The sequence below is a fragment of the Holdemania massiliensis AP2 genome, assembly GCF_000327285.1.
Taxonomy (GTDB): Bacteria; Bacillota_I; Bacilli_A; order Erysipelotrichales; family Erysipelotrichaceae; genus Holdemania; species Holdemania massiliensis.
On record NZ_HE998570.1, the window covers coordinates 276324 to 295829 of the forward strand.

At 49.8% G+C, this 19506-nt stretch carries 33 protein-coding genes; 31 read left to right on the forward strand and 2 right to left on the reverse strand.

Annotation, left to right across the window (positions count from 1 at the left end; genetic code table 11):
* Position 1 precedes the first annotated feature (1 nt).
* The 9 genes from tatA (at position 2) to BN162_RS15485 (ending at position 6161) form a co-directional block, all read left to right on the forward strand.
* On the forward strand, positions 2-172 hold the full coding sequence (gene tatA, locus BN162_RS15445) for a twin-arginine translocase TatA/TatE family subunit (RefSeq protein WP_020226035.1): 171 nt from the start codon (positions 2-4) through the stop codon (positions 170-172).
* Positions 173-177: 5 nt separating this feature from the next.
* Positions 178-969 carry a twin-arginine translocase subunit TatC gene (gene tatC / locus BN162_RS15450; protein WP_020226036.1) on the forward strand — a complete coding sequence of 264 codons (792 nt, stop codon included), beginning with the start codon at positions 178-180 and terminating at the stop codon, positions 967-969.
* Between the two features lie 141 nt (positions 970-1110).
* Complete coding sequence (locus BN162_RS15455; RefSeq protein ID WP_020226037.1) at positions 1111-1872, forward strand: DUF975 family protein; 762 nt, start codon at positions 1111-1113, stop codon at positions 1870-1872.
* Entirely contained in the window at positions 1856-2518 is a 663-nt protein-coding gene (locus BN162_RS15460; RefSeq protein WP_020226038.1) for an HAD family hydrolase, read from the forward strand. The genes BN162_RS15455 and BN162_RS15460 overlap by 17 nt, the downstream gene beginning before the upstream one ends.
* A 294-nt stretch (positions 2519-2812) precedes the next feature.
* Entirely contained in the window at positions 2813-3022 is a 210-nt protein-coding gene (locus BN162_RS15465) for a FeoA family protein (RefSeq protein ID WP_020226039.1), read from the forward strand.
* A 14-nt stretch (positions 3023-3036) separates the two neighbouring features.
* Entirely contained in the window at positions 3037-3258 is a 222-nt protein-coding gene (locus BN162_RS15470) for a FeoA family protein (protein ID WP_020226040.1), read from the forward strand.
* Between the two features lie 66 nt (positions 3259-3324).
* Positions 3325-5496 carry a ferrous iron transport protein B gene (gene feoB, locus BN162_RS15475; protein WP_020226041.1) on the forward strand — a complete coding sequence of 724 codons (2172 nt, stop codon included), beginning with the start codon at positions 3325-3327 and terminating at the stop codon, positions 5494-5496.
* Between the two features lie 24 nt (positions 5497-5520).
* Entirely contained in the window at positions 5521-5748 is a 228-nt protein-coding gene (locus BN162_RS15480) for a FeoB-associated Cys-rich membrane protein (RefSeq protein ID WP_020226042.1), read from the forward strand.
* A 224-nt stretch (positions 5749-5972) separates the two neighbouring features.
* Positions 5973-6161, forward strand: a complete 189-nt coding sequence (locus tag BN162_RS15485; RefSeq protein WP_020226043.1) for a hypothetical protein — start codon at positions 5973-5975, stop codon at positions 6159-6161.
* Between the two features lie 34 nt (positions 6162-6195).
* Here the strand turns inward: BN162_RS15485 and BN162_RS15490 are convergent, their stop codons facing one another.
* Positions 6196-6555, reverse strand: a complete 360-nt coding sequence (locus BN162_RS15490) for a MerR family transcriptional regulator (RefSeq protein ID WP_020226044.1) — start codon at positions 6553-6555, stop codon at positions 6196-6198.
* Between the two features lie 75 nt (positions 6556-6630).
* On the opposite strand from BN162_RS15490, the gene BN162_RS15495 reads away from it, so the two are divergent.
* The gene (locus tag BN162_RS15495) at positions 6631-7824 is read left to right on the forward strand and encodes an MFS transporter (protein ID WP_020226045.1); all 1194 of its coding nucleotides are present in this window, start codon (positions 6631-6633) and stop codon (positions 7822-7824) included.
* A 177-nt stretch (positions 7825-8001) separates the two neighbouring features.
* Here BN162_RS15495 and BN162_RS18460 read toward each other — a convergent pair whose 3' ends face one another.
* Positions 8002-8706: an alpha/beta hydrolase gene (locus BN162_RS18460; protein WP_020226046.1), complete on the reverse strand. Its 705-nt coding sequence runs from the start codon at positions 8704-8706 to the stop codon at positions 8002-8004.
* 493 nt (positions 8707-9199) lie between these two features.
* Between BN162_RS18460 and rpsJ the strand changes: the two genes are divergently transcribed.
* The 21 genes from rpsJ (at position 9200) to secY (ending at position 19500) form a co-directional block, all read left to right on the forward strand.
* The gene (gene rpsJ, locus BN162_RS15505) at positions 9200-9511 is read left to right on the forward strand and encodes a 30S ribosomal protein S10 (protein WP_020226047.1); all 312 of its coding nucleotides are present in this window, start codon (positions 9200-9202) and stop codon (positions 9509-9511) included.
* 19 nt (positions 9512-9530) lie between these two features.
* Entirely contained in the window at positions 9531-10223 is a 693-nt protein-coding gene (gene rplC / locus BN162_RS15510) for a 50S ribosomal protein L3 (protein ID WP_020226048.1), read from the forward strand.
* 3 nt (positions 10224-10226) lie between these two features.
* The gene (rplD, locus tag BN162_RS15515) at positions 10227-10856 is read left to right on the forward strand and encodes a 50S ribosomal protein L4 (RefSeq protein WP_020226049.1); all 630 of its coding nucleotides are present in this window, start codon (positions 10227-10229) and stop codon (positions 10854-10856) included.
* A complete protein-coding gene (gene rplW, locus BN162_RS15520) occupies positions 10856-11143 on the forward strand; it encodes a 50S ribosomal protein L23 (protein ID WP_020226050.1) in 288 nt (95 codons plus the stop codon). The genes rplD and rplW overlap by 1 nt, the downstream gene beginning before the upstream one ends.
* Before the next feature lie 63 nt (positions 11144-11206).
* The gene (gene rplB, locus BN162_RS15525; RefSeq protein WP_020226051.1) at positions 11207-12040 is read left to right on the forward strand and encodes a 50S ribosomal protein L2; all 834 of its coding nucleotides are present in this window, start codon (positions 11207-11209) and stop codon (positions 12038-12040) included.
* A 20-nt stretch (positions 12041-12060) separates the two neighbouring features.
* Positions 12061-12330 carry a 30S ribosomal protein S19 gene (gene rpsS, locus BN162_RS15530; protein WP_006058569.1) on the forward strand — a complete coding sequence of 90 codons (270 nt, stop codon included), beginning with the start codon at positions 12061-12063 and terminating at the stop codon, positions 12328-12330.
* Positions 12331-12341: 11 nt separating this feature from the next.
* A complete protein-coding gene (gene rplV / locus BN162_RS15535) occupies positions 12342-12674 on the forward strand; it encodes a 50S ribosomal protein L22 (protein ID WP_020226052.1) in 333 nt (110 codons plus the stop codon).
* An 11-nt stretch (positions 12675-12685) separates the two neighbouring features.
* Entirely contained in the window at positions 12686-13480 is a 795-nt protein-coding gene (gene rpsC / locus BN162_RS15540; protein WP_020226053.1) for a 30S ribosomal protein S3, read from the forward strand.
* A gap of 2 nt (positions 13481-13482) precedes the next feature.
* Entirely contained in the window at positions 13483-13899 is a 417-nt protein-coding gene (gene rplP / locus BN162_RS15545) for a 50S ribosomal protein L16 (RefSeq protein ID WP_020226054.1), read from the forward strand.
* A 3-nt stretch (positions 13900-13902) separates the two neighbouring features.
* On the forward strand, positions 13903-14103 hold the full coding sequence (rpmC, locus tag BN162_RS15550) for a 50S ribosomal protein L29 (RefSeq protein ID WP_006058573.1): 201 nt from the start codon (positions 13903-13905) through the stop codon (positions 14101-14103).
* A gap of 15 nt (positions 14104-14118) precedes the next feature.
* Positions 14119-14379 carry a 30S ribosomal protein S17 gene (gene rpsQ / locus BN162_RS15555; RefSeq protein WP_020226055.1) on the forward strand — a complete coding sequence of 87 codons (261 nt, stop codon included), beginning with the start codon at positions 14119-14121 and terminating at the stop codon, positions 14377-14379.
* A 21-nt stretch (positions 14380-14400) separates the two neighbouring features.
* Positions 14401-14769: a 50S ribosomal protein L14 gene (gene rplN, locus BN162_RS15560; RefSeq protein WP_020226056.1), complete on the forward strand. Its 369-nt coding sequence runs from the start codon at positions 14401-14403 to the stop codon at positions 14767-14769.
* A gap of 13 nt (positions 14770-14782) precedes the next feature.
* On the forward strand, positions 14783-15103 hold the full coding sequence (gene rplX / locus BN162_RS15565) for a 50S ribosomal protein L24 (protein WP_020226057.1): 321 nt from the start codon (positions 14783-14785) through the stop codon (positions 15101-15103).
* Positions 15103-15642, forward strand: a complete 540-nt coding sequence (gene rplE, locus BN162_RS15570; protein ID WP_006058577.1) for a 50S ribosomal protein L5 — start codon at positions 15103-15105, stop codon at positions 15640-15642. Before rplX ends, rplE begins: the two co-directional genes overlap by 1 nt.
* A 14-nt stretch (positions 15643-15656) precedes the next feature.
* A complete protein-coding gene (locus tag BN162_RS15575) occupies positions 15657-15842 on the forward strand; it encodes a type Z 30S ribosomal protein S14 (RefSeq protein WP_006058578.1) in 186 nt (61 codons plus the stop codon).
* A gap of 26 nt (positions 15843-15868) precedes the next feature.
* Entirely contained in the window at positions 15869-16270 is a 402-nt protein-coding gene (gene rpsH, locus BN162_RS15580) for a 30S ribosomal protein S8 (protein ID WP_040452374.1), read from the forward strand.
* 27 nt (positions 16271-16297) lie between these two features.
* Positions 16298-16843 carry a 50S ribosomal protein L6 gene (rplF, locus tag BN162_RS15585; protein ID WP_020226059.1) on the forward strand — a complete coding sequence of 182 codons (546 nt, stop codon included), beginning with the start codon at positions 16298-16300 and terminating at the stop codon, positions 16841-16843.
* Between the two features lie 21 nt (positions 16844-16864).
* On the forward strand, positions 16865-17221 hold the full coding sequence (gene rplR, locus BN162_RS15590) for a 50S ribosomal protein L18 (RefSeq protein WP_020226060.1): 357 nt from the start codon (positions 16865-16867) through the stop codon (positions 17219-17221).
* A gap of 13 nt (positions 17222-17234) precedes the next feature.
* Positions 17235-17747 carry a 30S ribosomal protein S5 gene (gene rpsE / locus BN162_RS15595; RefSeq protein WP_006058582.1) on the forward strand — a complete coding sequence of 171 codons (513 nt, stop codon included), beginning with the start codon at positions 17235-17237 and terminating at the stop codon, positions 17745-17747.
* A gap of 21 nt (positions 17748-17768) precedes the next feature.
* Positions 17769-18209: a 50S ribosomal protein L15 gene (gene rplO / locus BN162_RS15600; protein WP_020226061.1), complete on the forward strand. Its 441-nt coding sequence runs from the start codon at positions 17769-17771 to the stop codon at positions 18207-18209.
* Position 18210: 1 nt separating this feature from the next.
* Positions 18211-19500, forward strand: a complete 1290-nt coding sequence (gene secY, locus BN162_RS15605) for a preprotein translocase subunit SecY (RefSeq protein WP_020226062.1) — start codon at positions 18211-18213, stop codon at positions 19498-19500.
* Positions 19501-19506: the final 6 nt, after the last annotated feature.

A 19506-nucleotide genomic window follows, 5' to 3' on the forward strand; every position in this document is an offset into this window, starting at 1 on the left:
TATGTTTGGAAGATTTGGTACGACTGAATTATTAGTCATCTTGGTCATTGTTATCATCGTTTTTGGTCCGAAGCAGCTGCCGAAGTTAAGCAAAATGTTTGGCAAGACAATTAAGAACTTTAAGGAAGGCATGTCCGAAAAGGATTCCGACAAGTCTGACGACGAAGAATAAGCACTATGGCGAAGCATAAACAGAAACAGGAACAAGAGAATGAAGAAGCGGTCATGTCGCTGACCGGTCATCTGAAGGAACTGCGCAATCGAGTTCTGATTGTGATCGCGGTTCTGTTCGCTGGCTTACTGATCTGTTTCAATTACGCGGGGCCTATCGTTAACCTGCTGACGGAACAAGGGACAGAACTGGGGTATCAGTTTGTGTACCTTTCACCGCAGGCTTTGTTCATGCAGTATATCAAGGTTGCGCTGATCGGGGCGGTATGTCTTGGTTCACCGGTCATTCTGTATGAAATCTGGGCGTTTATCCGTCCCGGGCTGGAACGCAGGGAAAACTTTGTCTTTTTCTTCGCGATGGTCGCCGGTTTGTTTTTCTTCATTCTCGGCGCGGTTTTTGCTTATAAGATTGCGCTGCCGTTTATGTTGTATTTTTTCATTAATGTCAACGCCTCAACTACCATTGTCGCGTCCATTTCGATCGAAAGCTATCTCAGCTTCATCATGACGATTTTCATTACTTTTGGCACAGTGTTTGAAATGCCGGTCGCTACGGTCATCCTGACACAGCTGGGATTAATGCGTCCGGAATGGATGGTAAAAGGCCGCTCTGTGGTCATCGTTGTGATCTTTATTGTCGCGGCTGTTATCACGCCGCCGGATGTTGTGTCGCAGGTTATGATTGCGGTGCCGATGCTTCTGTTGTATCAGCTGAGCATTGGACTGTGCCGCATTTTCAGGAAGCGCAAAGTGGCGAACAGTGAAGATGAGGATGAAGAGGAAGAAACAAAAGAATAGCCGAAACAGTCATTCAATACCGTTTCCATTCTGATCAGGTGAAATTCCTGATCTTTTTTGTTCGAAAATGGACAAACTCTGCCGCAATCCTAGGATTTTGAGGGATCTTCGTGTAAAATAAAAGCAGAGGAGGGGATGGTTATGTTTGTACGTGCTGAATTAAAGCGCCGAGCCAAAGAGGTGCTGAGCCGGAAATATTTAAAATTGTTTCTGGCCGCGTTGATTTTGTACTGGCTGACGGATGGAATACCAAACTTCAAGATTTTTTCAGTGAATTTTAATTTTGGAGTTCCGACATCACAATGGCTGGACGCCATGACGATTACGCTGCTGGGCAAAACGTATGTGGGCTTGTCTTCGCTATGGGGGCTGTTTGGTCCGCTGGTTTTGATGTATACGCTGCTGAGTGCGGCTGTCGCGGTTTTACTGCGGCTGGTCGTTTTCAATCCGCTGGGATTTGGCGTCATGAATTACTTTAAACGCGCCGCAACGGATGAGGAAAATGTCAACGATGTCTTCCGCAGCTTTAATCAATGGGAAGAACTGAAACGTGCTGCGCTGACGGGCTTCTGGCGTGATCTTAAGGTTTTTCTGTATTCCTTATTATTTATTATTCCGGGTATTGTCAAATCGTACAGCTATCGTTTTGTGCCCTACTTGACGGAAGATGAACCGGATCTCGATCCCCAACAGATCCTTGCGCTTTCCCAGGAAATGACGCAGGGGATTAAGCTAGATTTGTTTGTGCTGGATCTTTCCTTCTTTTTATGGTATGTATTAGGGGCGATCACGTTCAATATCGGCACTTATTTCATCCATCCTTATATTTATCAGACGGATGCGGAGTGCTATCTGGAGGTTCGCAGTCAATACTATGGAGGAATGCATGAGAACTGGGATTAAGGGAATTTTATTTGACTTGGATAATACGCTGATCGATCGGCAGGCCGCCGCGGACGCCAAGGTCAGAAAACTGGTGGCTGAGCTGTTTCCGCAGGTGCAGGATCCGGTGGAGTTTGAAAATATTGTTCAGAAGCTGTTGACCTGGGATGAATATGGGTCCATTCCCAAGATCCATATGTATTCGATGTTGGCAAAGGAATACGGCTTAAGTGAGGAACAGAGAGAGGCCTTATGTCAGGACTGGGGAGAAACCTTCGGCGATTATACCGTCGTTTTCCCGCAGGCCCGCGCCGTCATTGAACAGCTGAAAAAGAAATATAAAGTTGGGATTGTGACCAACGGCAGCTCTAAAATGCAGCGGCGCAAGCTGGAACTTTGCGGACTCGCGGATCTGTTTGAGGTGATCGTCATTTCCGGTGAGTTTCAGGCCCATAAGCCGGATGTTGAAATCTTTCTGGAAGGCGCGCGTCAGTTACAGCTGCCGCCGCGGGAAATTGCATTTGTCGGAGATACGTTTTTTACGGATATCATCGGTGCGTATCGTGCCGGAATGCAGCCGATTTGGATTTTTTCCAACCCTGGCCAGCAATGTCAGGCGGATCTGCCGCGGATTTATCGGATTGAGGAACTGCTTGATCTGTTGTAAATCATGAGTGAAATATAGAAAAAAAGATCGAAAGCAGGAACCGGAAGCCTTGAGGGTAAAGCGGAAATCCTGCTTTTTCATAGTGAGGGGATTGTTAAGCACAATCAATTCGGATGTGTCCGGCAGGTTTCACTAAATTGTTGGAACAGCATCCTAACTGTCAAGCAAAATGACTGAAAAAAAGGAAAATTATGCAAAAAGAGATTGACATAGCAGTTAGATAGAGGTAACATTAATGCGTAAGTTAGCTTAGGCTAATGATTGTGATCTTTCATTTGAAAAGGAGTGAGGTTGATGCCGTTAACATTGGCGCAGACAGGACAGATCAACGCCGTTAAACGAATCGGCGGGAAGGAAGAGGTGCGCCGTTTCTTAAATTCATTGGGGTTGATCGAAGGCAGTGAAGTTATGCTTGTTTCCCAGAATCAGGGCAACGTCATCGTTAAGGTGAAAGAATCCCGGGTTGCCATCAGCAGGGAAATGGCCAATAAGATCATGATATAAAAAAGGAGAACAGAATGAAAACGTTAAAAGACATTCCGGTCAGAGAAACGGTTTCCGTCAAGAAGCTGCATGGCGAGGGCGCTGTCAGACGGCGGATTATGGATATGGGAATCACCAAAGGCACGCAGGTGTACGTGCGTAAGGTTGCTCCGCTGGGCGATCCGATTGAGGTCAATGTCCGCGGTTATGAATTATCACTGCGCAAGGCAGACGCGCAGATGATAGAAGTGGAATAAAGGCGAAAACGCCTGTCTTTTTTGGAACAAAAGTTAGCTTTGACTAATTTCGAGGAGGAACAGAACATGGGAATTAAAATAGCGCTGGCCGGCAATCCGAACAGCGGAAAAACAACACTTTTTAACGCGTTGACCGGTTCAAATCAGTTTGTGGGCAACTGGCCGGGCGTGACGGTTGAAAAGAAGGAAGGCCGGCTCAAGGATCAGAAAGACGTTACGATTACGGATTTGCCGGGAATTTACTCCCTTTCTCCCTATACGCTGGAGGAAGTCGTCGCCCGGAATTATCTGATTCACGAGCGGCCGGAAGCGATTTTGAATATCGTTGACGGTACCAATCTTGAACGCAATCTATATTTAACTACGCAGCTGCTGGAGTTAGGAATTCCGGTGGTCGTTGCGGTCAACATGATCGACGTCGTTAAGAAAAACGGCGATCAGATCCGCCTGCAGCCGCTGGCGGAAGCCTTGGGCTGCGAGGTTGTGGCGATTTCAGCCTTGAAGCAAACCGGAATCAAGGAAGCCGCCGCGCTGGCGGTCAAGTTGGCGCAGAATCAAAAAGCGTTGCCGCCGGTGCATCGATTCAGCTCCAATGTGGAACAGGTCCTGGATCAGATCATCCCACAGCTGCCTTCCGATATTCCCTCTGCCATGCAGCGTTTCTATGCGATCAAGCTGTTTGAGCGCGATGATAAAATCGCTTCGATGATGAGCGCGGCGGTCAATGTTGAAGCTTTGATTAAAAAGGCGGAAGATAAACTGGATGAGGATGCCGAGAGTATTATTACGAATGAACGCTATAACTATATCAGCTCGATTATTCATCAATGTTATGCAAAGAAAAATCAATCGCGGATGTCGGTCTCCGATAAAATTGATTCCATCGTCACCAACCGCTGGCTGGCACTGCCGATTTTCATTGCGGTGATGGCGTTAGTTTATGCGGTTTCGATGGGCGGATGGTCGGTTTCGATCGGAACGCTGGGAACGGATTGGGCTAACGATGTCCTGTTTGGCGAATGGGTTCCTGGCATGGTCGGAACGTTCTTGAATACGATGGGGGTTGGCGGATGGCTGGCCAGTTTGATTCAGGACGGCATTGTCGCCGGAGTCGGCGCGGTCTTAGGCTTTGTACCGCAGATGCTTGTGCTGTTCTTCCTGCTGTGTATTCTTGAGGATATCGGTTATATGGCTCGGATCGCGTTCATCATGGACCGGATCTTCCGGCGCTTTGGCCTCAGCGGCAAAAGCTTTATTCCAATGCTGGTGGCGACAGGCTGCGGTGTCCCGGGAATTATGGCTTCCCGAACGATTGAACAGGACCGCGACCGCAAGATGACGATTATGACGACTGGCTTTATTCCCTGCGGGGCCAAGATGCCGATCATCGGTCTGTTCGCCGGCGCGCTGTTCAACAATTCCGCTTGGGTAGCGACATCCGCTTACTTTATCGGTGTTGCGGCGGTGATCCTGTCCGGCATCCTGCTGAAAAAATTTAAGCTTTTCGCAGGCGATCCGGCACCGTTTGTCATGGAACTGCCGGCTTATCACATTCCATCCGCGTCGAATGTGCTGCGGGGCACTTGGGAGCGCGGCTGGTCGTTTATCAAGCGGGCAGGTACAATCATTCTGCTGAGCTCCATCGTCTTGTGGTTCTTACAGGGATATGGCTTTGTCAACGGCGTATTTCAGGCGGTAGAGGATAACAATCAATCCTTGTTGGCACTGATCGGCAATACGGTATCCTGGATCTTCTATCCGCTGGGCTGGATCGGCGATATGGGCTGGAAAGCGACCGTGGCGACGATGACCGGTCTGATCGCCAAGGAGGAAGTCGTCAATACGTTTGCGGTGCTGTATCATTACAGCGGTGAATTGAGTGAAGCCGGCAATGAAATCTGGACCTTCGTCGCTGCGGACTTTACCGCGCTGTCGGCGTACAGCTTTATGATTTTCAATCTGCTATGCGCGCCGTGCTTCGCTGCGATGGGGGCGATCAAACGCGAAATGAACAATCCGAAGTGGACCGTCGGAGCGATCGGCTACATGTGCGGCTTCGCTTATGCTGCGGCGATGATCGTCTACCAGATCGGCGGCTTCATCACCGGCGAGGTGCCGCTTACCCTGTTTACGGTCATCGCGGCCGTCCTGCTGGCGGGTCTGATTTACCTCTTAATCCGTCCCTATAAGGAAAGCAGGACGCTGCAGGTGGAGCTTAAGGAAACCGCGAAGATCTAAGTCGAAGGGCGGAAAGGAGAAACAATGCAGCCTGAAATTCAAAGTCTGTTGGGACAAAGTCTGGTCCTGATGCTTGTCGCGGGCGTTTGTCTGCTTGCGATCCGCAGTCTGATTCGGGAACACCGCAGCTCTGGTTCGTCCTGTAAAGGCGGCTGCAGCGGCTGCGGCATGGACGGAATTTGTCATAGTGATGCTGTCGAGAATCCCTTGGTCAGCGCATACCGCCAGGACCATCCGGTCCGGCACGGATAAATTCATTTCATCGAGGGGACTTGCTTCCCTCGATTTTTTGTCCTCGTGAAGCAAGCGATTTTGCCGCCTGGATAAAGAAGCGGAATGGGAAAAGCGAGGATGGAAATAAAGACGTGGATTAACCGGATGTGTCATTGATTCAGATGTCGTAATCCCTGGCAGGCATTTCTATTTATTCTTTGTCCGCATCCGGATATAATAAGGAAAAGAAAGGTGGGGATCTTATGGCAACGTTTCTAGTCGTGGGCGTGATCGGTTTGTGGACCGTGTACTGTCTGATTCGGCTGCGCTCGAAAAAACACCGGGGCTGCGCGGCCTGCGCCAGTTATCAAGCCGGCAGCTGCCAGGCCAAACAGGCATTGTGTGATTACCGCAAAGATCATCCCCTCCCGGATTCATCCATCAAAAAATAAATCCCGCCTGTAGATCATGCCAGACGGGATTTGTTTATTTTGCCGAAGGAGTGCTGAATATTTTCATTTTCCTCTCCAGCACAGCGAGGTTTTCCTGCAACTGTTCAATCTGATGCTCAATCTGTGCCTTGTGATGCTCGAACAAATCGGCGCGCTGACTGAGCGTTGCATCGCCCTGGCGGATCAGCTCGGCAAACTGGCGGATTTCCTCAATCGGCATTCCGGTCTTTTTCAGACACTGGACGATCTGCAGCAGCTTGAGATCCTCTTCGGAAAACACGCGAACACCGGTCCGGCGCGCTAACGGGCCAATAATCCCACGTTTTTCATAATAGCGCAGCGTGGAGGCTGGAATATTGAGCCGTGCGGAAATTTCTTTGATCGAATAATTCATAACTTTCCCTCTTTCATCTTGACTTCAACCTGGGTTTAACTTGTATTATAGAGAAGTCGTGAGGGGGATGCAAGGATGACAAAAAAGAAATCGGTTTTCAGGATGATGGTGATCACGGTGCTGTTGGGGATAGGGATGAATTTTCATCATCCGGTGACGCCGACATTGTATACGGCAATGGAACTTCCATCGCGGATTTTCGGAACATCCATGGCCGTCATGTGCTTCTTTTCATTTTTAACTTCAGTCTTTTGGGGTGAATTCAGCAATCACATCGGCCGGGTCAAAGTGTTTACGATTTCCTGCGTGTGTTATGGCCTGGCGCAGCTGAGCCTGGGCTTTTCTGCGAGTGAGCTGGCCGTGCTGATTTCGCGCGGGGCGGCCGGGGCCTTTTCCGGCGGGGCGATCGTTGCGACCATGGCGTATGTGATCGACGTCAGCGAACCTTCCAAACAGGCCTCCAATCTGGCAGTCTACACCGCGATGCAGTCTGTGTCGCTGGCTGTGGGTTATCTGTTGGGCGGTGTGTTGGGAACAATTCATTTTCAGTTAGCGTTTAATGTTCAGGCGGCCTGGATGATTCTGCTGGGGCTGGGAACAGCGTTCTTTGTGGAAGATTCCATTGTGGACCCGCAGACCGTCAAGCCCCGTGAACTGCTGAAAACGGTGAATCCGTTCAATTCCTTCGCCAGTGCCCGCAGTCTGATGAGCACGGTCATGATTCTGTTTTTGATCGTTGTGTTTCTGACCGGCTTCGCTACCAATTGTCATGAAAATGCCTTCAACTATTTCTTAAAGGCCGAGCTGGATTTTAAGCCAATTTATAATGGTTTGATCAAAGCGGTCATTGGCGTCATCGGACTGATCGCCAATTTCTCAATCAACCTGTGGATTATCCGCCGTACCGATGCCAAGAAGTCGCTGATCGTAGTTCTGGCATTGTGCGCGCTGACGGCAGCCGGAGCGCTGATTCCGGGGAATCTGACGCTGTTTATCGCCATGAATCTGGCGTTCTTTACGGCCAATGCGGTATATCAGCCGATTACGCAGGCTTTGTCGGTGGAAGGGCGAAAAAATAATGAAGTCGGAATCATCACCGGTTTATTCAATGCGATTAAATCGATGGGCAATGTTCTCGGCTCGCTGGCTGCGGGAATTGTTTATGATCTGAATATGTTGTTTCCGTTTATGCTGAGCGCGGGTGCCTTCGCACTTTCAGCTGCTGCAGCATGGGCCTACTGGCGCAGTGCCAAACGGCCGCAGCTCTAAAGACAGGCTAAAAAGGGAATTAAAAAGAAAGACCGAAACGAAGGGATCCGGCAGAAGCCAAGTCCAATTTCCTTGCAGTCTTTCTTTATTTAGGATCGGGATGAAAAGTCGGGTAAAACAATGTTAAATTCGTTTAAGGGCAGGAAAGTGTCGAAAACTGAGAATAGAGGGGTTTGCTTAAAAATGGATCTGACCGTCAATAAACGCCGCGATCGTATGGAGTGCCATGGAGGCATAGGCCGGATCATCCAGAATTGCATGGCCTACCCCTTCCAGCAGAATTAAGCCTTTCTGTGCGGCCGGGATCTTCTTATAAATCTTACGGCTTGAAGAAACGGTAATCGTTTCATCTTCCGTGCCATGCAGGATCATGACCGGACATTCCACCAAGACGGCATCCTGTTTCAACAGATCGACAACATTCATAAAGACAGAAGTGAAATCAGAGGGCAGTGGCGGATAATCATCGGGCTGTTCTTTTTTATTGGGACTGCTGAACCAGCCGGTAATCAAATCTGCAGCGTTGCCGACATTGATATAATTGAAGGCTGGCGCCAGCAGGATCAGCTTCTTCACCGGTTTGACAGCCGCCAGATGCGCGGCGATGACGCCGCCCATGGAAAATCCGATCAGAATGACGTCGGCATTCTGCGCTGTCAGCTCGTCAACCACTTCCTCCGCCCGCTGAATCCATTTCTGCGGATCGACGTCCTGGGGGTTGCGCGGATTAAACAGCTCCGGCAGGATCAGCTCGATCTTCTTTTCCGCAAGAAAATTTTTAAGCGGCAGAAACTCATCGGTCCGGCGCCGGCCAAATCCATGCAGCGCGACAACGACGGTGCGGTGCTGTTCCTGCTTTTTTAATTTCAGAAATTCAAACATACCGGTATCCTCCTGGAAAGTATCCTTATTATAATATAAATTTTGGCTTGTGGGGAATGGAATCCGATCCTGACCGGAATGAAATGTCGAATTTCCCCTTAATGTAAGCGCTGACATACGAGAAATGTCGCGAAAATGAGCAAAAAACAGTGAAATATAGAAGCAATAAAGTAAGAAATAAAGTCTGCGGACGGAACAGGACAGGACTTTGGCACGCTGATCTTCGTTGCTATGAAAGCAAGGAAATCTATGATTTTCAAAAGTGGAAAAGAGCTTGATCTGAAGCCGTTTTTCTAACTTTTTAACTTTTTTGAAAAAAGTGTTGCATTGCCTGTTTTTGAGTGCTATAATAGCGAAGCATTCGCATGGACGTGGGAGGTTGCCGGCACGCTGATCGGCGTTGTCACGATAGCGCCAGCTAAGCGTGAAGACCGGGGAATTCACACCGAGCGAATCTGCCGTAAAGGCGGATGAAATGAAGGAGGAAGATTTCATGGCAAAAAACAGCGTAAGAATTCGTTTAAAAGCTTACGAACACAGAATCCTGGATACAGCCAGCGAAAAGATCGTTAAGGCTGCTCAGGAACACGGCGCAAAGAAAGTCGTCGGACCTGTACCCCTGCCGACTGAGAAGCAGGTGGTAACCATTTTGAGAGCTGTCCACAAGTACAAAGATTCCCGTGAACAGTTTGAAATCAGAACACATAAGCGTTTGATCGAGATCGTCGGACCGACTGCAGAAACCATTGACGCATTGAGCCGTCTGGAACTGCCGAGCGGCGTCGACATCGAGATCAAGCTGTAAGGACAGTGGAGGTGACATCATGAAAGGTATTTTAGGACGTAAACTTGGCATGACGCAGGTATTCACTACGGATGGCGTATTGATCCCTGTCACAGTCGTTGAAGCACTGCCGAACGTAGTGCTGCAGAAGAAAACCCTGGAAAACGATGGCTACGAAGCTGTTCAGCTGGGATTTGAAGATCTGAGCGAAAAGGGTTCCAACAAAGCTGAAAAGGGTCATGCTGCCAAGGCATCGACTGCAGCGAAGCGGTTTGTCCGCGAAATCCGCGGAGCGGAAATGATGAATCTGGAAGTCGGCAACGAAGTCAAGGTTGATCTGTTCGCAGCGGGTGAGATCGTCGATGTAACCGGCACCAGCAAGGGCCGCGGCTACAACGGTACGATCGTCAGAAACAACGCGACAATGGGTCCGAAGACACACGGCGGATCGAAAAATATGCGGCATATCGGTTCTCTGGCAACAACCGGACGAAACAACGGCCGGATTGAAAAAGGAACAGCCGGAGCGGGTCAGGAAGGTGGCTACACCACAACGACTCAGAATCTGGAAATCATCAAGGTTGATGTTGAAAACAACTACATGCTGGTCAAGGGCAATGTTCCGGGACCGAAGCGCGGACTGGTTGTTGTTAAGTCATCCGTCAAAGGAACAGCTGCTGTTTCGGCCAAAGATCTGATCAGCTATTCCGAAGAAGCAAAAGAGGAGGAATAACAGATGCCAAAGTTAAATGTATATAACCTGGAAGCTAAAGAGATTCGTGAAATCGAACTGGCTGAGGCTGTATTCGGCATTGAACCTAATCAGCAGGTCATGTTTGACGCGCTCATCATGCAGCGCGCGAATATGCGTCAGGGTACGCATGACACCAAGAGCCGTCACGAAGTCAGCGGCGGCGGCAAGAAGCCTTGGCGTCAGAAGGGCACAGGCCGTGCCCGTCAGGGTTCCATCCGTGCTCCGCAGTGGAGAGGCGGCGGCATCGCTTTCGGTCCTACACCGCGCAGCTATGCTTACCGTCTGAACCGCAAGGTTCGCCGGCTGGCTCTGAGATCGCTGCTTTCTGAAAAGGTCATTGAAAACAACCTGGTTGTCGTCGATGCGCTGAAGTTCGACGCGATCAAAACAAAGGAATTTGTCAAAGTGATGGACGCATTCAAGTTTGAAGGCAAGACGCTGTTTGTAGCGGATATCGCCGAGGACTTCGACAATGCCTTCATGTCGCTGCGCAATATTCCTAACGCTGCCTTATTGACAGTTGAAGAACTGAACGCCTTCGACATTGCCAACGCTGCGAAGCTGGTTATGACGGAAGCGGCTGCCAACAAAGCTGGGGAGGTATTCGCATAATGAGTAACGCTAGAGATATCATTATCCGCCCGATCATCACAGAAAAGACGATGAAGCTGATGGACACCGACAACAAGATCACGTTTGAGGTTGCTAAAGGCACAAACAAGACACAGGTTCGTCTGGCTGTTGAAGAAATCTTCGGTGTTAAGGTTGAACAGGTCAACATCCTGAACTGCAAGCCGAAGACAAAGAGAATGGGCAAATACGTCGGCAAGACGAGCGCTGTCCGCAAAGCAGTGGTCAAGCTGCCGGAAGGACAGGATATCAACTTATTCTCTGAATAAGCTGAAAAACATATCGGAAGAACACGCTATTTCCGGAAAAATGCGTAAGGAGGACTAAATCCAATGGCGATTAAGAAATATAAACCGACGACTCCAGGCCGTCGTGGTATGTCAAGCCTGAGCTTTGAAGAAATCACATCGACTTCTCCAGAACGCTCGCTGCTTGAACCGCTGTCCAAAAAGGGCGGCCGCAACAACACCGGTCGGATCACAACCCGTCATCAGGGCGGCGGACACAAACGTCAGTATCGTGTCATCGACTTCAAGCGGAATAAAGACAACATTCCGGCTAAGGTCGCAACGATCGAGTACGATCCGAACCGTTCCGCCAACATCGCGCTGCTGAACTATGCAGACGGTGAAAAGCGCTACATCCTGGCTCCGAAGGGGCTGCAGGTGGGACAGACCATCGTTTCCGGCGAAGCCGTCGATATCAAAGTCGGCAACGCTATGGAACTGCGCAACATCCCTGAAGGTACTTTCGTTCACAACGTTGAACTGAAGCCGGGTAAGGGCGGACAGCTGGCTCGCTCCGCGGGTGTTTCCGCACAGATTCTGGGCTCTGAAGGCCGCTACACAATCCTGCGTTTGGCTTCCGGCGAAGTCCGCAAGGTTCTGAGCAACTGCCGCGCAACCATCGGCACAGTCGGCAATGAAGATCACAGCCTGGTCAATTTAGGTAAGGCTGGACGTTCCCGCTGGCTGGGCATTCGTCCGACAGTCCGCGGTTCTGTTATGAACCCGAATGATCACCCGCATGGCGGTGGTGAAGGCAGAACTCCGGTTGGCCGTAAGTCACCAATGACTCCATGGGGCAAGAAAGCGATGGGCGTCAAGACCCGCAAAGCCAAAAAGGCGTCTACTAAATTGATCACTCGCCGCCGCAACGGTAAGTAAACGAAAGGAAGGAAGCTAAAATGAGTCGTAGTTTGAAAAAAGGACCGTTCTGTGATGACCATTTAATGAAAAAAGTGGAAAAGCTGAACGCGTCAGGCAAGAAAGAAGTCATCAAAACATGGTCTCGCCGTTCCACTATTTTCCCGCAGTTCGTTGAACATACGTTCGCGGTTTACAACGGTAAGGAACATGTCCCTGTCTATGTCACAGAAGATATGGTCGGCCATAAACTTGGCGAATTCGTCCCAACCCGCAAATTTGGCGGTCATGGCGACGACAAGAAAGCGTAGGAGGTGCCACAATGGAAGTCAAAGCAACAGCGAAAACTGTCCGCATCGCCCCTCGCAAAGTCAGACTTGTTCTGGATTTAGTCAGAGGCAAAGATGCAAAAGAAGCGGAAGCAATCCTGAAGTTCACACCGAACCACGCTGCCGATGCAGTTGGAAAAGTGCTGAAATCAGCCGTTGCCAATGCGGTCAACAATCATCAGCTGGATGAATCGAAATTGTATGTTAAAGCGTGCTATGCCGATGAGGGAATTACGATGAAGCGATTCATGCCTCGGGCAAAGGGCAACGCCGCTCAGATTTTAAAGCGCACCAGCCACATTACTGTTGTGGTTGAAGAACGGTAGGAGGTACTCTCATGGGTCAGAAAGTTAGTCCAATTGGAATGCGTGTCGGCGTCATCCGCGACTGGGAATCCAGATGGTATGCTGAAAAAGATTACGGCACCCTGTTGATGGAAGACGTCAAAATCCGTGAATTCCTGTTTAAGGAACTGCATGCGGCTTACGTTTCCAGAATCGAAATCGAACGCTCTAAGAACCGTGTTGAGATCATCATCCGTGCCGCGCGCCCGGGCGTGATCATCGGCAGCAACGGTGAGAGCATTGAAATCTTAAAGAAGAAGCTGCAGAAAATGTGCAACGGCAAGCAGATCCACATCAAAGTGGTTGAAGTTGCCAATCCGGATCTGGATGCACATCTGGTTGCCCGCGCTATCGCTGAGCAGCTGGAACAGCGTGCTTCGTTCAGAACTTGCCAGAAGCGTCAGATTCAGAAGACGATGCGGGCAGGCGCTAAGGGTATCCGTACCCTGGTTTCCGGCCGTTTAGGCGGCGCGGATATCGCGCGCAGCGAAGGTTATTCTGAGGGCGTTGTTCCTCTGCATACCCTGCGTTCGGACATCGACTTCGCGATTGTTGAAGCGATGACCACTTACGGCAAACTGGGCGTTAAGGTCTGGATCTGCCGCGGTGAGGTTCTGCCGGGCCAGATGGTTCAGGAACCAGAAGCACCGAAAATGCCTCAGGGCCGCGATCGCCGGCGTGGCGGACGGAATGACCGCCGCGGCAACCGCAACAATAACAACAGCCGCAATGCCGAAGCTAAAGCAGCTGCGCCAAAGGCGGAAGGAACCGTTGAAGGAGGTAAGTAATCATGTTAATGCCTAATCGAACAAAATATAGAAGACCTCATCGTCAGAGTTACGAGGGTCGCTCTAAGGCCGGACGTGAGATCGTATTCGGTGAATACGGATTAATTGCTTACTCCGGTGCATACGTCAGCAACCGTCAGATTGAAGCGGCACGTATCGCCATGACTCGTTACATGAAGCGTGGCGGCCAGGTTTGGATCAAAATCTTCCCGCATCTGGCAATTACGAAGAAACCGCTGGAAGTCCGAATGGGTTCCGGTAAAGGCGCACCTGAAGGATGGGTAGCCGTAGTTCAGCCAGGCCGTGTCCTGTTTGAAGTCGGCGGCGTCGATGAAGAAACCGCGCGTGAAGCTCTGCGCTTGGCAGCTCATAAGCTGCCGGTCAAGTGCAAGTTTGTGCGCCGAGGCGAGGAGGAATAGGAAATGAACGTTAAGGAAATTCGTGATAAGAGCAATACTGAATTACTTCAGGAAATTGAATCTTTAAAAGAAGAGCTGTTCAACCTGCGTTTCCAGCAAGCTACCGGCCAGCTGGAGAATCCTTCCCGCATGAAGGAAATTCGCAAGACGATCGCTCGCATCAAGACTGTCATCACTGAGCGCGAACTCAGTGAGGCGAAATAAGGAGGATAACTGGTCATGGAAAGATCAAACCGTAAAGTATTACGCGGAAAAGTCGTTTCTGATAAGATGGACAAGACCATTACGGTTGAGGTAGCAACCAGCAAGAGTCATCCGCTTTATTCGAAGCGTATTAAATATTCAAAGAAATTCAAAGCACATGATGAAAACAATGAGGCGAAGATCGGTGATATCGTAGAAATCATGGAAACCCGCCCGTTATCCGCAACCAAGCGTTTCCGCCTGGTTAAGATCGTCGAAAAGGCTGTAATTCTTTAATAGCACAAGGAGGAACTGACAATGATTACGAATGAAAGTAGATTAAATGTCGCGGACAACACCGGTGCTAAGGAATTATTAGTCATCCGTTGCCTGGGCGGCAGCAAGCGCAAAAGAGCGAACATCGGCGATATCATCGTCTGCTCGGTCAAGACAGCAGCTCCTGGCGGAACTGTAAAGAAGGGCGACGTCGTTAAGGCGGTCATCGTCCGGACTCGTTACGGCATCCGTCGTGAAAACGGCAGCTACATCAAGTTTGATGACAATGCAGCGGTTATCATTAAGGACGACAACACACCAAGAGGAACCCGTATTTTCGGACCTGTTGCAAGAGAACTGCGTGACAAAGACTTCATGAAGATTGTTTCTTTGGCACCAGAAGTTTTATAGGAGGTGGCTTGAGATGAAAATTAAAAAAGGCGATAAAGTAAAAGTCATCACTGGACATTACAAGGGAACGATCGGCGAAGTTCTGGCTGTTATGCCGAAAGAGAACAAAGTCATCGTTGAGGGTGTCAATCTGATGAAGAAGCACCTGAAGCCGACTCAGGCTAACCCGGACGGAGGGATCATCGAAAAGGAAGCTCCGATTCATGTATCCAATGTCATGGCGTATGATTCCAAAGCCAAAACAGCCAGCCGGATCGGCTTTCAGGTCGAAAAGGGCGAAAAGGTCCGCGTATTCAAGAAATCCGGCAACGTCGTCAAGGGAGGTAAGAAATAATGAACCGTCTTGTTGAAAAATACCAGAAGACAGTCATTGAATCTCTGATGAAGCAGTTCAATTACAGCTCTGTCATGCAGTGCCCGAAGATCGAAAAAGTCGTCATCAACATGGGTGTCGGCGATGCGATCGCTAACCCGAAGGCACTGGATGAAGCTGTTGCCGAACTGACTCAGCTGGCAGGCCAGAAGCCGGTCATCACCAAAGCGAAGAAGTCGATTGCGAACTTCAAGCTGCGTGAAGGCATGCCGATTGGCTGCAAGGTCACCCTGCGCGGTGAACACATGTATGAATTCCTGGACAAACTGTTCAACATTTCCCTGCCGCGTGTCCGCGACTTCCGCGGCGTCAGCACAACGGCGTTCGACGGTCGTGGCAACTACACGCTGGGCGTGAAAGAACAGATTATTTTCCCGGAAATCAACTTTGATAAAGTAAGCAAAGTACGCGGTATGGATATCGTTATCGTAACGACAGCCAATACTGATGAAGAAGCAAAGGCATTGCTGGCAGGTATGGGCATGCCGTTTGCGAAATAAGGAGGACAACAACCATGGCAAAGACATCAATGAAAATTAAGCAGCAGCGTCCTCAGAAGTACAAAGTCAGAGAATATACGCGCTGCGAACGTTGTGGACGTCCGCACTCGGTCTTAAGCAAGTACAAAGTCTGCCGCATCTGCTTCCGCGAATTAGCCTATAAGGGTCAGATTCCGGGAGTCAAGAAGGCAAGCTGGTAAGGATACGGAAGGAGGAAAAAGCAATGATGAATATGACTGATCCTATCGCAGATATGCTGACAAGAATCCGTAATGGTATTCAGGCACGTCACGAAGCCGTTGAAATTCCGGCAAGCAAGCAGAAGGTTGAAATTGCGAAGATCCTGAAGAATGAAGGATTTATCCTGAATTATGCAGTCACAGGTGAAACCGCTGCAGAAAAGAAGATTACAGTCACTTTGAAATACGGCCCGAATAACGAAAAAGTTATCAGCGGCATTAAGCGTATCTCGAAGCCGGGCTTACGCGTCTATGCCAAGAGCGGCTCGATCCCTCGTGTCCTGAATGGTTTAGGCATCGCGATCATCTCGACCTCGCAGGGGATGATGACGGATAAAGAAGCAAGAGCGAAGCATACGGGCGGCGAAGTCATCGCCTACGTATGGTAAGCGTGTTAGAGAAAGGAATAGAAAACAATGTCACGTATCGGTAATAAAACGATTACCATTCCAGCCGGTGTTGAAATCACGGTTGCGGCTGGCAATGAGGTGACGGTCAAAGGACCTAAGGGTACTTTAACACGTCAGTTTAACGAAAACATGCAGATCGATGTCAACGGCAATGAAATCAAAGTCGTTCGTCCGAACGATATCAAGCAGATCAAACAGCTGCACGGGACAACCCGCGCGCTGCTGCACAACATGGTCGTCGGCGTTTCTGAGGGCTTCACCCGTGAACTGGAAGTTGTCGGTATCGGCTTCCGTGCCGCTGTCAGCGGTAACAAGCTGACATTGAACGTCGGCTTCTCTCATCCGGTTGAATTCGAGATTGAGGAAGGCCTGAAAGTTGAATGTCCGTCCGCAACGGAAATTAAAGTTTCCGGCATTGACAAGCAGCGCGTCGGCGAATTCGCTGCGGTTGTCCGTGCTACAAAGAAACCTGAACCTTACAAGGGTAAAGGTATTCGCTATAAAGGCGAACATGTCCGTCGTAAAGAAGGCAAGACGGCTGGTAAGAAATAGTGGGAAAGGAGAGAGTGAACAATGCTTAAGAAAGTATCTAAAAATGATGAAAGAATTCGTCGTCACATTCGTGTCCGTACAAAGATCAGCGGAACTCCGGAACGCCCACGCCTGAACGTCTTCCGTTCTAACAGCCATATCCACTGCCAGATCATCGACGATGTCAACGGCACAACGTTGGTGGCTTGCAGCAGCGTGGATCTGAAGCTGGAAAACGGCGGAAACATCGAAGCCGCAAAGACAGTCGGAACCGAACTGGCGAAGCGTGCTTTAGCTAAGAACATTACAGAAGTTGTATTTGACCGTGGAGGTTATGTTTATCACGGACGTGTCCAGGCCCTGGCCGATGCTGCCAGAGAGGCCGGACTGAAATTCTAGGAGGGCTCGCTGAATGGAACGTAAACCAAGAAGAGTTGAACGCGATAAAGAATTTGAAGAACGCGTTGTTGTCATCAACCGAGTAACCAAGGTTGTTAAAGGTGGACGTCGTTTCCGCTTTGCCGCCCTGGTCGTCATTGGTGACAAAAAAGGCCGCGTAGGCTATGGCACAGGAAAGGCTAACGAAGTTCCTGATGCAATTAAGAAGGCCAGTGAAAATGCCAAGAAGAATCTGTTCAGAGTTCCTCTGGTAAACAATGGCTCCACGATCCCACATGCTGTCACAGGCGTTTATGGCGCAGGTGAAGTGTTCCTGAAACCGGCCGCAGAAGGTACCGGCGTTATCGCCGGCGGCGCTGTCCGTGCGGTTCTGGAACTGGCAGGCGTCAGCGACGTTCTGTCCAAGTGCATCGGTTCCCGGACTCCGATCAACATGGTTCATGCCACCGTTGCCGGTCTGAAAGAACTGAAAACGATCGAAAGCGTTAGCAAACTGCGTGAGAAGAAGCCGCAGGAAATTCGCTAAGTTAGACGGGAGGCAGCTTATATGAAATTACATGAACTGAAATACACAGAAGGTGCACGTCGTAACTCGAAGAGAATCGGCCGCGGTCATGGCTCTGGATGGGGCAAAACCGCAGGCAAGGGTTCCAAGGGCCAGAACGCTCGTTCCGGCGGCGGAGTCGCACTGGGCTTTGAAGGCGGTCAGACACCGATCTGGCGTCGTCTGCCGAAGCGTGGATTCACAAACTTTACCCGTAAGGAATTCTCGATTGTCAACATCGAACTGCTGAACCGGTTTGAAGACGGCACTGAGGTGACTCCTGAACTGCTGAAGCAGGCAGGCTTAGTTCGTAAAGAACTGGACGGCGTAAAGATTCTGGGCGTTGGCGAACTGGAAAAGAAGCTGACGGTCAAAGCCAATAAATTCTCTAAATCAGCTGTAGAAGCAATTGAAAAAGCAGGCGGAAAAGTAGAGGTGATCTAACATGATCCAGACCTTTACCAGTCTGTTCAAGAATAAAGAAATCCGGACTAAGATCTTCTTTACTCTGGCCATGCTGTTCATCTACCGTCTGGGTTCCGGCATTCCGGTTCCCGGGGTGGATGCGACAGCGCTGACCGCCGGTATTGCTGACAATTCCATCTTAGGAATGATGAACTTGCTGGGCGGCGGCGCCTTACAGCGTCTGTCGGTATTCGCCTTAGGCGTTACACCGTACATCACCGCTTCGATCATCATCCAGCTGATGTCGATGGATGTCATTCCGGCGTTGACGGAAATGGCGAAATCGGGTCAGCAGGGACGCATGAAAATGGATAAGATCACACGGTATATGGGTGTGGTCTTAGCGTTTATTCAAGCCTTTACGATGGTCTATGCCTTTGACAAGAGCTACGGCATTCTGTCCGGCGCCGGTGTTTCTACTTATTTGTATGTAGCGACGGTTCTGACGGCAGGCACGATGTTCCTGTTATGGGTCGGTGATCAAATCTCGGCGAAGGGGATCGGAAACGGCGTTTCCATCATCATCTTTGCGGGTATCGTTGCCAACATTCCGTTCCAGTTCATTCAGGTCTTCAATACATTGGTAGACACGACGAACAACACGGCGATGTTTAACGGCATCCTGACATTTATGCTGTATGTGTTAATGTACTTGCTGATCATCGTGCTGGTTGTCTTCATGCAGCTGGCAACACGAAAGATTCCGGTTCAGTACACATCCAGCTCCATGACCAAGGGCCGCAACGATATGACGTATCTGCCGCTCAAAATCAACTCTGCCAGCGTCATTCCGGTTATCTTCGCTTCGGCGATCATGACGGCGCCGCTGACGATCATGAGTTTCTTTGAGGCTAACAGTTTCACAACCACTCTGAATAATATCCTGTCGCTGCAGAAGCCGTTAGGCCTTTGCATCTATGCGGTGCTGATTGTTCTGTTTACCTTCTTCTATACCAATTTACAGGTGGATCCGGAGAAGATTGCAGAAAATCTCGGCAAATCCGGAACCTATATTCCGGGTATTCGTCCGGGTACGGAAACGAAGGAATACTTATCCAAGGTTCTCAACCGGATCACAGTTCTGGGCGCGATCTTCTTAGTGTTTATCGCTCTGCTTCCGTATGTCCTGCCGATGGTGACAAGCCTGCCGTCCTCTGTTTCGATGGGCGGAACCGGAATTATCATCGTTGTCGGTGTGGCTATGGAAACGATGAGTCAGCTCAAAGGGCAGATGACCCAGAAATCCTACCGCGGTTTTATTCAAAAATAAGAGGTG

Excerpts from the sequence above, each read along its gene's own strand:
- tatA (WP_020226035.1), top strand. The coding sequence starts at position 2 with ATGTTTGGAAGATTTGGTACGACTGAATTATTAGTCATCTTGGTCATT.
- tatC (WP_020226036.1), top strand. The coding sequence starts at position 178 with ATGGCGAAGCATAAACAGAAACAGGAACAAGAGAATGAAGAAGCGGTC.
- BN162_RS15455 (WP_020226037.1), top strand. The coding sequence starts at position 1,111 with ATGTTTGTACGTGCTGAATTAAAGCGCCGAGCCAAAGAGGTGCTGAGC.
- BN162_RS15460 (WP_020226038.1), top strand. The coding sequence starts at position 1,856 with ATGAGAACTGGGATTAAGGGAATTTTATTTGACTTGGATAATACGCTG.
- BN162_RS15465 (WP_020226039.1), top strand. The coding sequence starts at position 2,813 with ATGCCGTTAACATTGGCGCAGACAGGACAGATCAACGCCGTTAAACGA.
- BN162_RS15470 (WP_020226040.1), top strand. The coding sequence starts at position 3,037 with ATGAAAACGTTAAAAGACATTCCGGTCAGAGAAACGGTTTCCGTCAAG.
- feoB (WP_020226041.1), top strand. The coding sequence starts at position 3,325 with ATGGGAATTAAAATAGCGCTGGCCGGCAATCCGAACAGCGGAAAAACA.
- BN162_RS15480 (WP_020226042.1), top strand. The coding sequence starts at position 5,521 with ATGCAGCCTGAAATTCAAAGTCTGTTGGGACAAAGTCTGGTCCTGATG.
- BN162_RS15485 (WP_020226043.1), top strand. The coding sequence starts at position 5,973 with ATGGCAACGTTTCTAGTCGTGGGCGTGATCGGTTTGTGGACCGTGTAC.
- BN162_RS15490 (WP_020226044.1), bottom strand. The coding sequence starts at position 6,555 with ATGAATTATTCGATCAAAGAAATTTCCGCACGGCTCAATATTCCAGCC.
- BN162_RS15495 (WP_020226045.1), top strand. The coding sequence starts at position 6,631 with ATGACAAAAAAGAAATCGGTTTTCAGGATGATGGTGATCACGGTGCTG.
- BN162_RS18460 (WP_020226046.1), bottom strand. The coding sequence starts at position 8,706 with ATGTTTGAATTTCTGAAATTAAAAAAGCAGGAACAGCACCGCACCGTC.
- rpsJ (WP_020226047.1), top strand. The coding sequence starts at position 9,200 with ATGGCAAAAAACAGCGTAAGAATTCGTTTAAAAGCTTACGAACACAGA.
- rplC (WP_020226048.1), top strand. The coding sequence starts at position 9,531 with ATGAAAGGTATTTTAGGACGTAAACTTGGCATGACGCAGGTATTCACT.
- rplD (WP_020226049.1), top strand. The coding sequence starts at position 10,227 with ATGCCAAAGTTAAATGTATATAACCTGGAAGCTAAAGAGATTCGTGAA.
- rplW (WP_020226050.1), top strand. The coding sequence starts at position 10,856 with ATGAGTAACGCTAGAGATATCATTATCCGCCCGATCATCACAGAAAAG.
- rplB (WP_020226051.1), top strand. The coding sequence starts at position 11,207 with ATGGCGATTAAGAAATATAAACCGACGACTCCAGGCCGTCGTGGTATG.
- rpsS (WP_006058569.1), top strand. The coding sequence starts at position 12,061 with ATGAGTCGTAGTTTGAAAAAAGGACCGTTCTGTGATGACCATTTAATG.
- rplV (WP_020226052.1), top strand. The coding sequence starts at position 12,342 with ATGGAAGTCAAAGCAACAGCGAAAACTGTCCGCATCGCCCCTCGCAAA.
- rpsC (WP_020226053.1), top strand. The coding sequence starts at position 12,686 with ATGGGTCAGAAAGTTAGTCCAATTGGAATGCGTGTCGGCGTCATCCGC.
- rplP (WP_020226054.1), top strand. The coding sequence starts at position 13,483 with ATGTTAATGCCTAATCGAACAAAATATAGAAGACCTCATCGTCAGAGT.
- rpmC (WP_006058573.1), top strand. The coding sequence starts at position 13,903 with ATGAACGTTAAGGAAATTCGTGATAAGAGCAATACTGAATTACTTCAG.
- rpsQ (WP_020226055.1), top strand. The coding sequence starts at position 14,119 with ATGGAAAGATCAAACCGTAAAGTATTACGCGGAAAAGTCGTTTCTGAT.
- rplN (WP_020226056.1), top strand. The coding sequence starts at position 14,401 with ATGATTACGAATGAAAGTAGATTAAATGTCGCGGACAACACCGGTGCT.
- rplX (WP_020226057.1), top strand. The coding sequence starts at position 14,783 with ATGAAAATTAAAAAAGGCGATAAAGTAAAAGTCATCACTGGACATTAC.
- rplE (WP_006058577.1), top strand. The coding sequence starts at position 15,103 with ATGAACCGTCTTGTTGAAAAATACCAGAAGACAGTCATTGAATCTCTG.
- BN162_RS15575 (WP_006058578.1), top strand. The coding sequence starts at position 15,657 with ATGGCAAAGACATCAATGAAAATTAAGCAGCAGCGTCCTCAGAAGTAC.
- rpsH (WP_040452374.1), top strand. The coding sequence starts at position 15,869 with ATGAATATGACTGATCCTATCGCAGATATGCTGACAAGAATCCGTAAT.
- rplF (WP_020226059.1), top strand. The coding sequence starts at position 16,298 with ATGTCACGTATCGGTAATAAAACGATTACCATTCCAGCCGGTGTTGAA.
- rplR (WP_020226060.1), top strand. The coding sequence starts at position 16,865 with ATGCTTAAGAAAGTATCTAAAAATGATGAAAGAATTCGTCGTCACATT.
- rpsE (WP_006058582.1), top strand. The coding sequence starts at position 17,235 with ATGGAACGTAAACCAAGAAGAGTTGAACGCGATAAAGAATTTGAAGAA.
- rplO (WP_020226061.1), top strand. The coding sequence starts at position 17,769 with ATGAAATTACATGAACTGAAATACACAGAAGGTGCACGTCGTAACTCG.
- secY (WP_020226062.1), top strand. The coding sequence starts at position 18,211 with ATGATCCAGACCTTTACCAGTCTGTTCAAGAATAAAGAAATCCGGACT.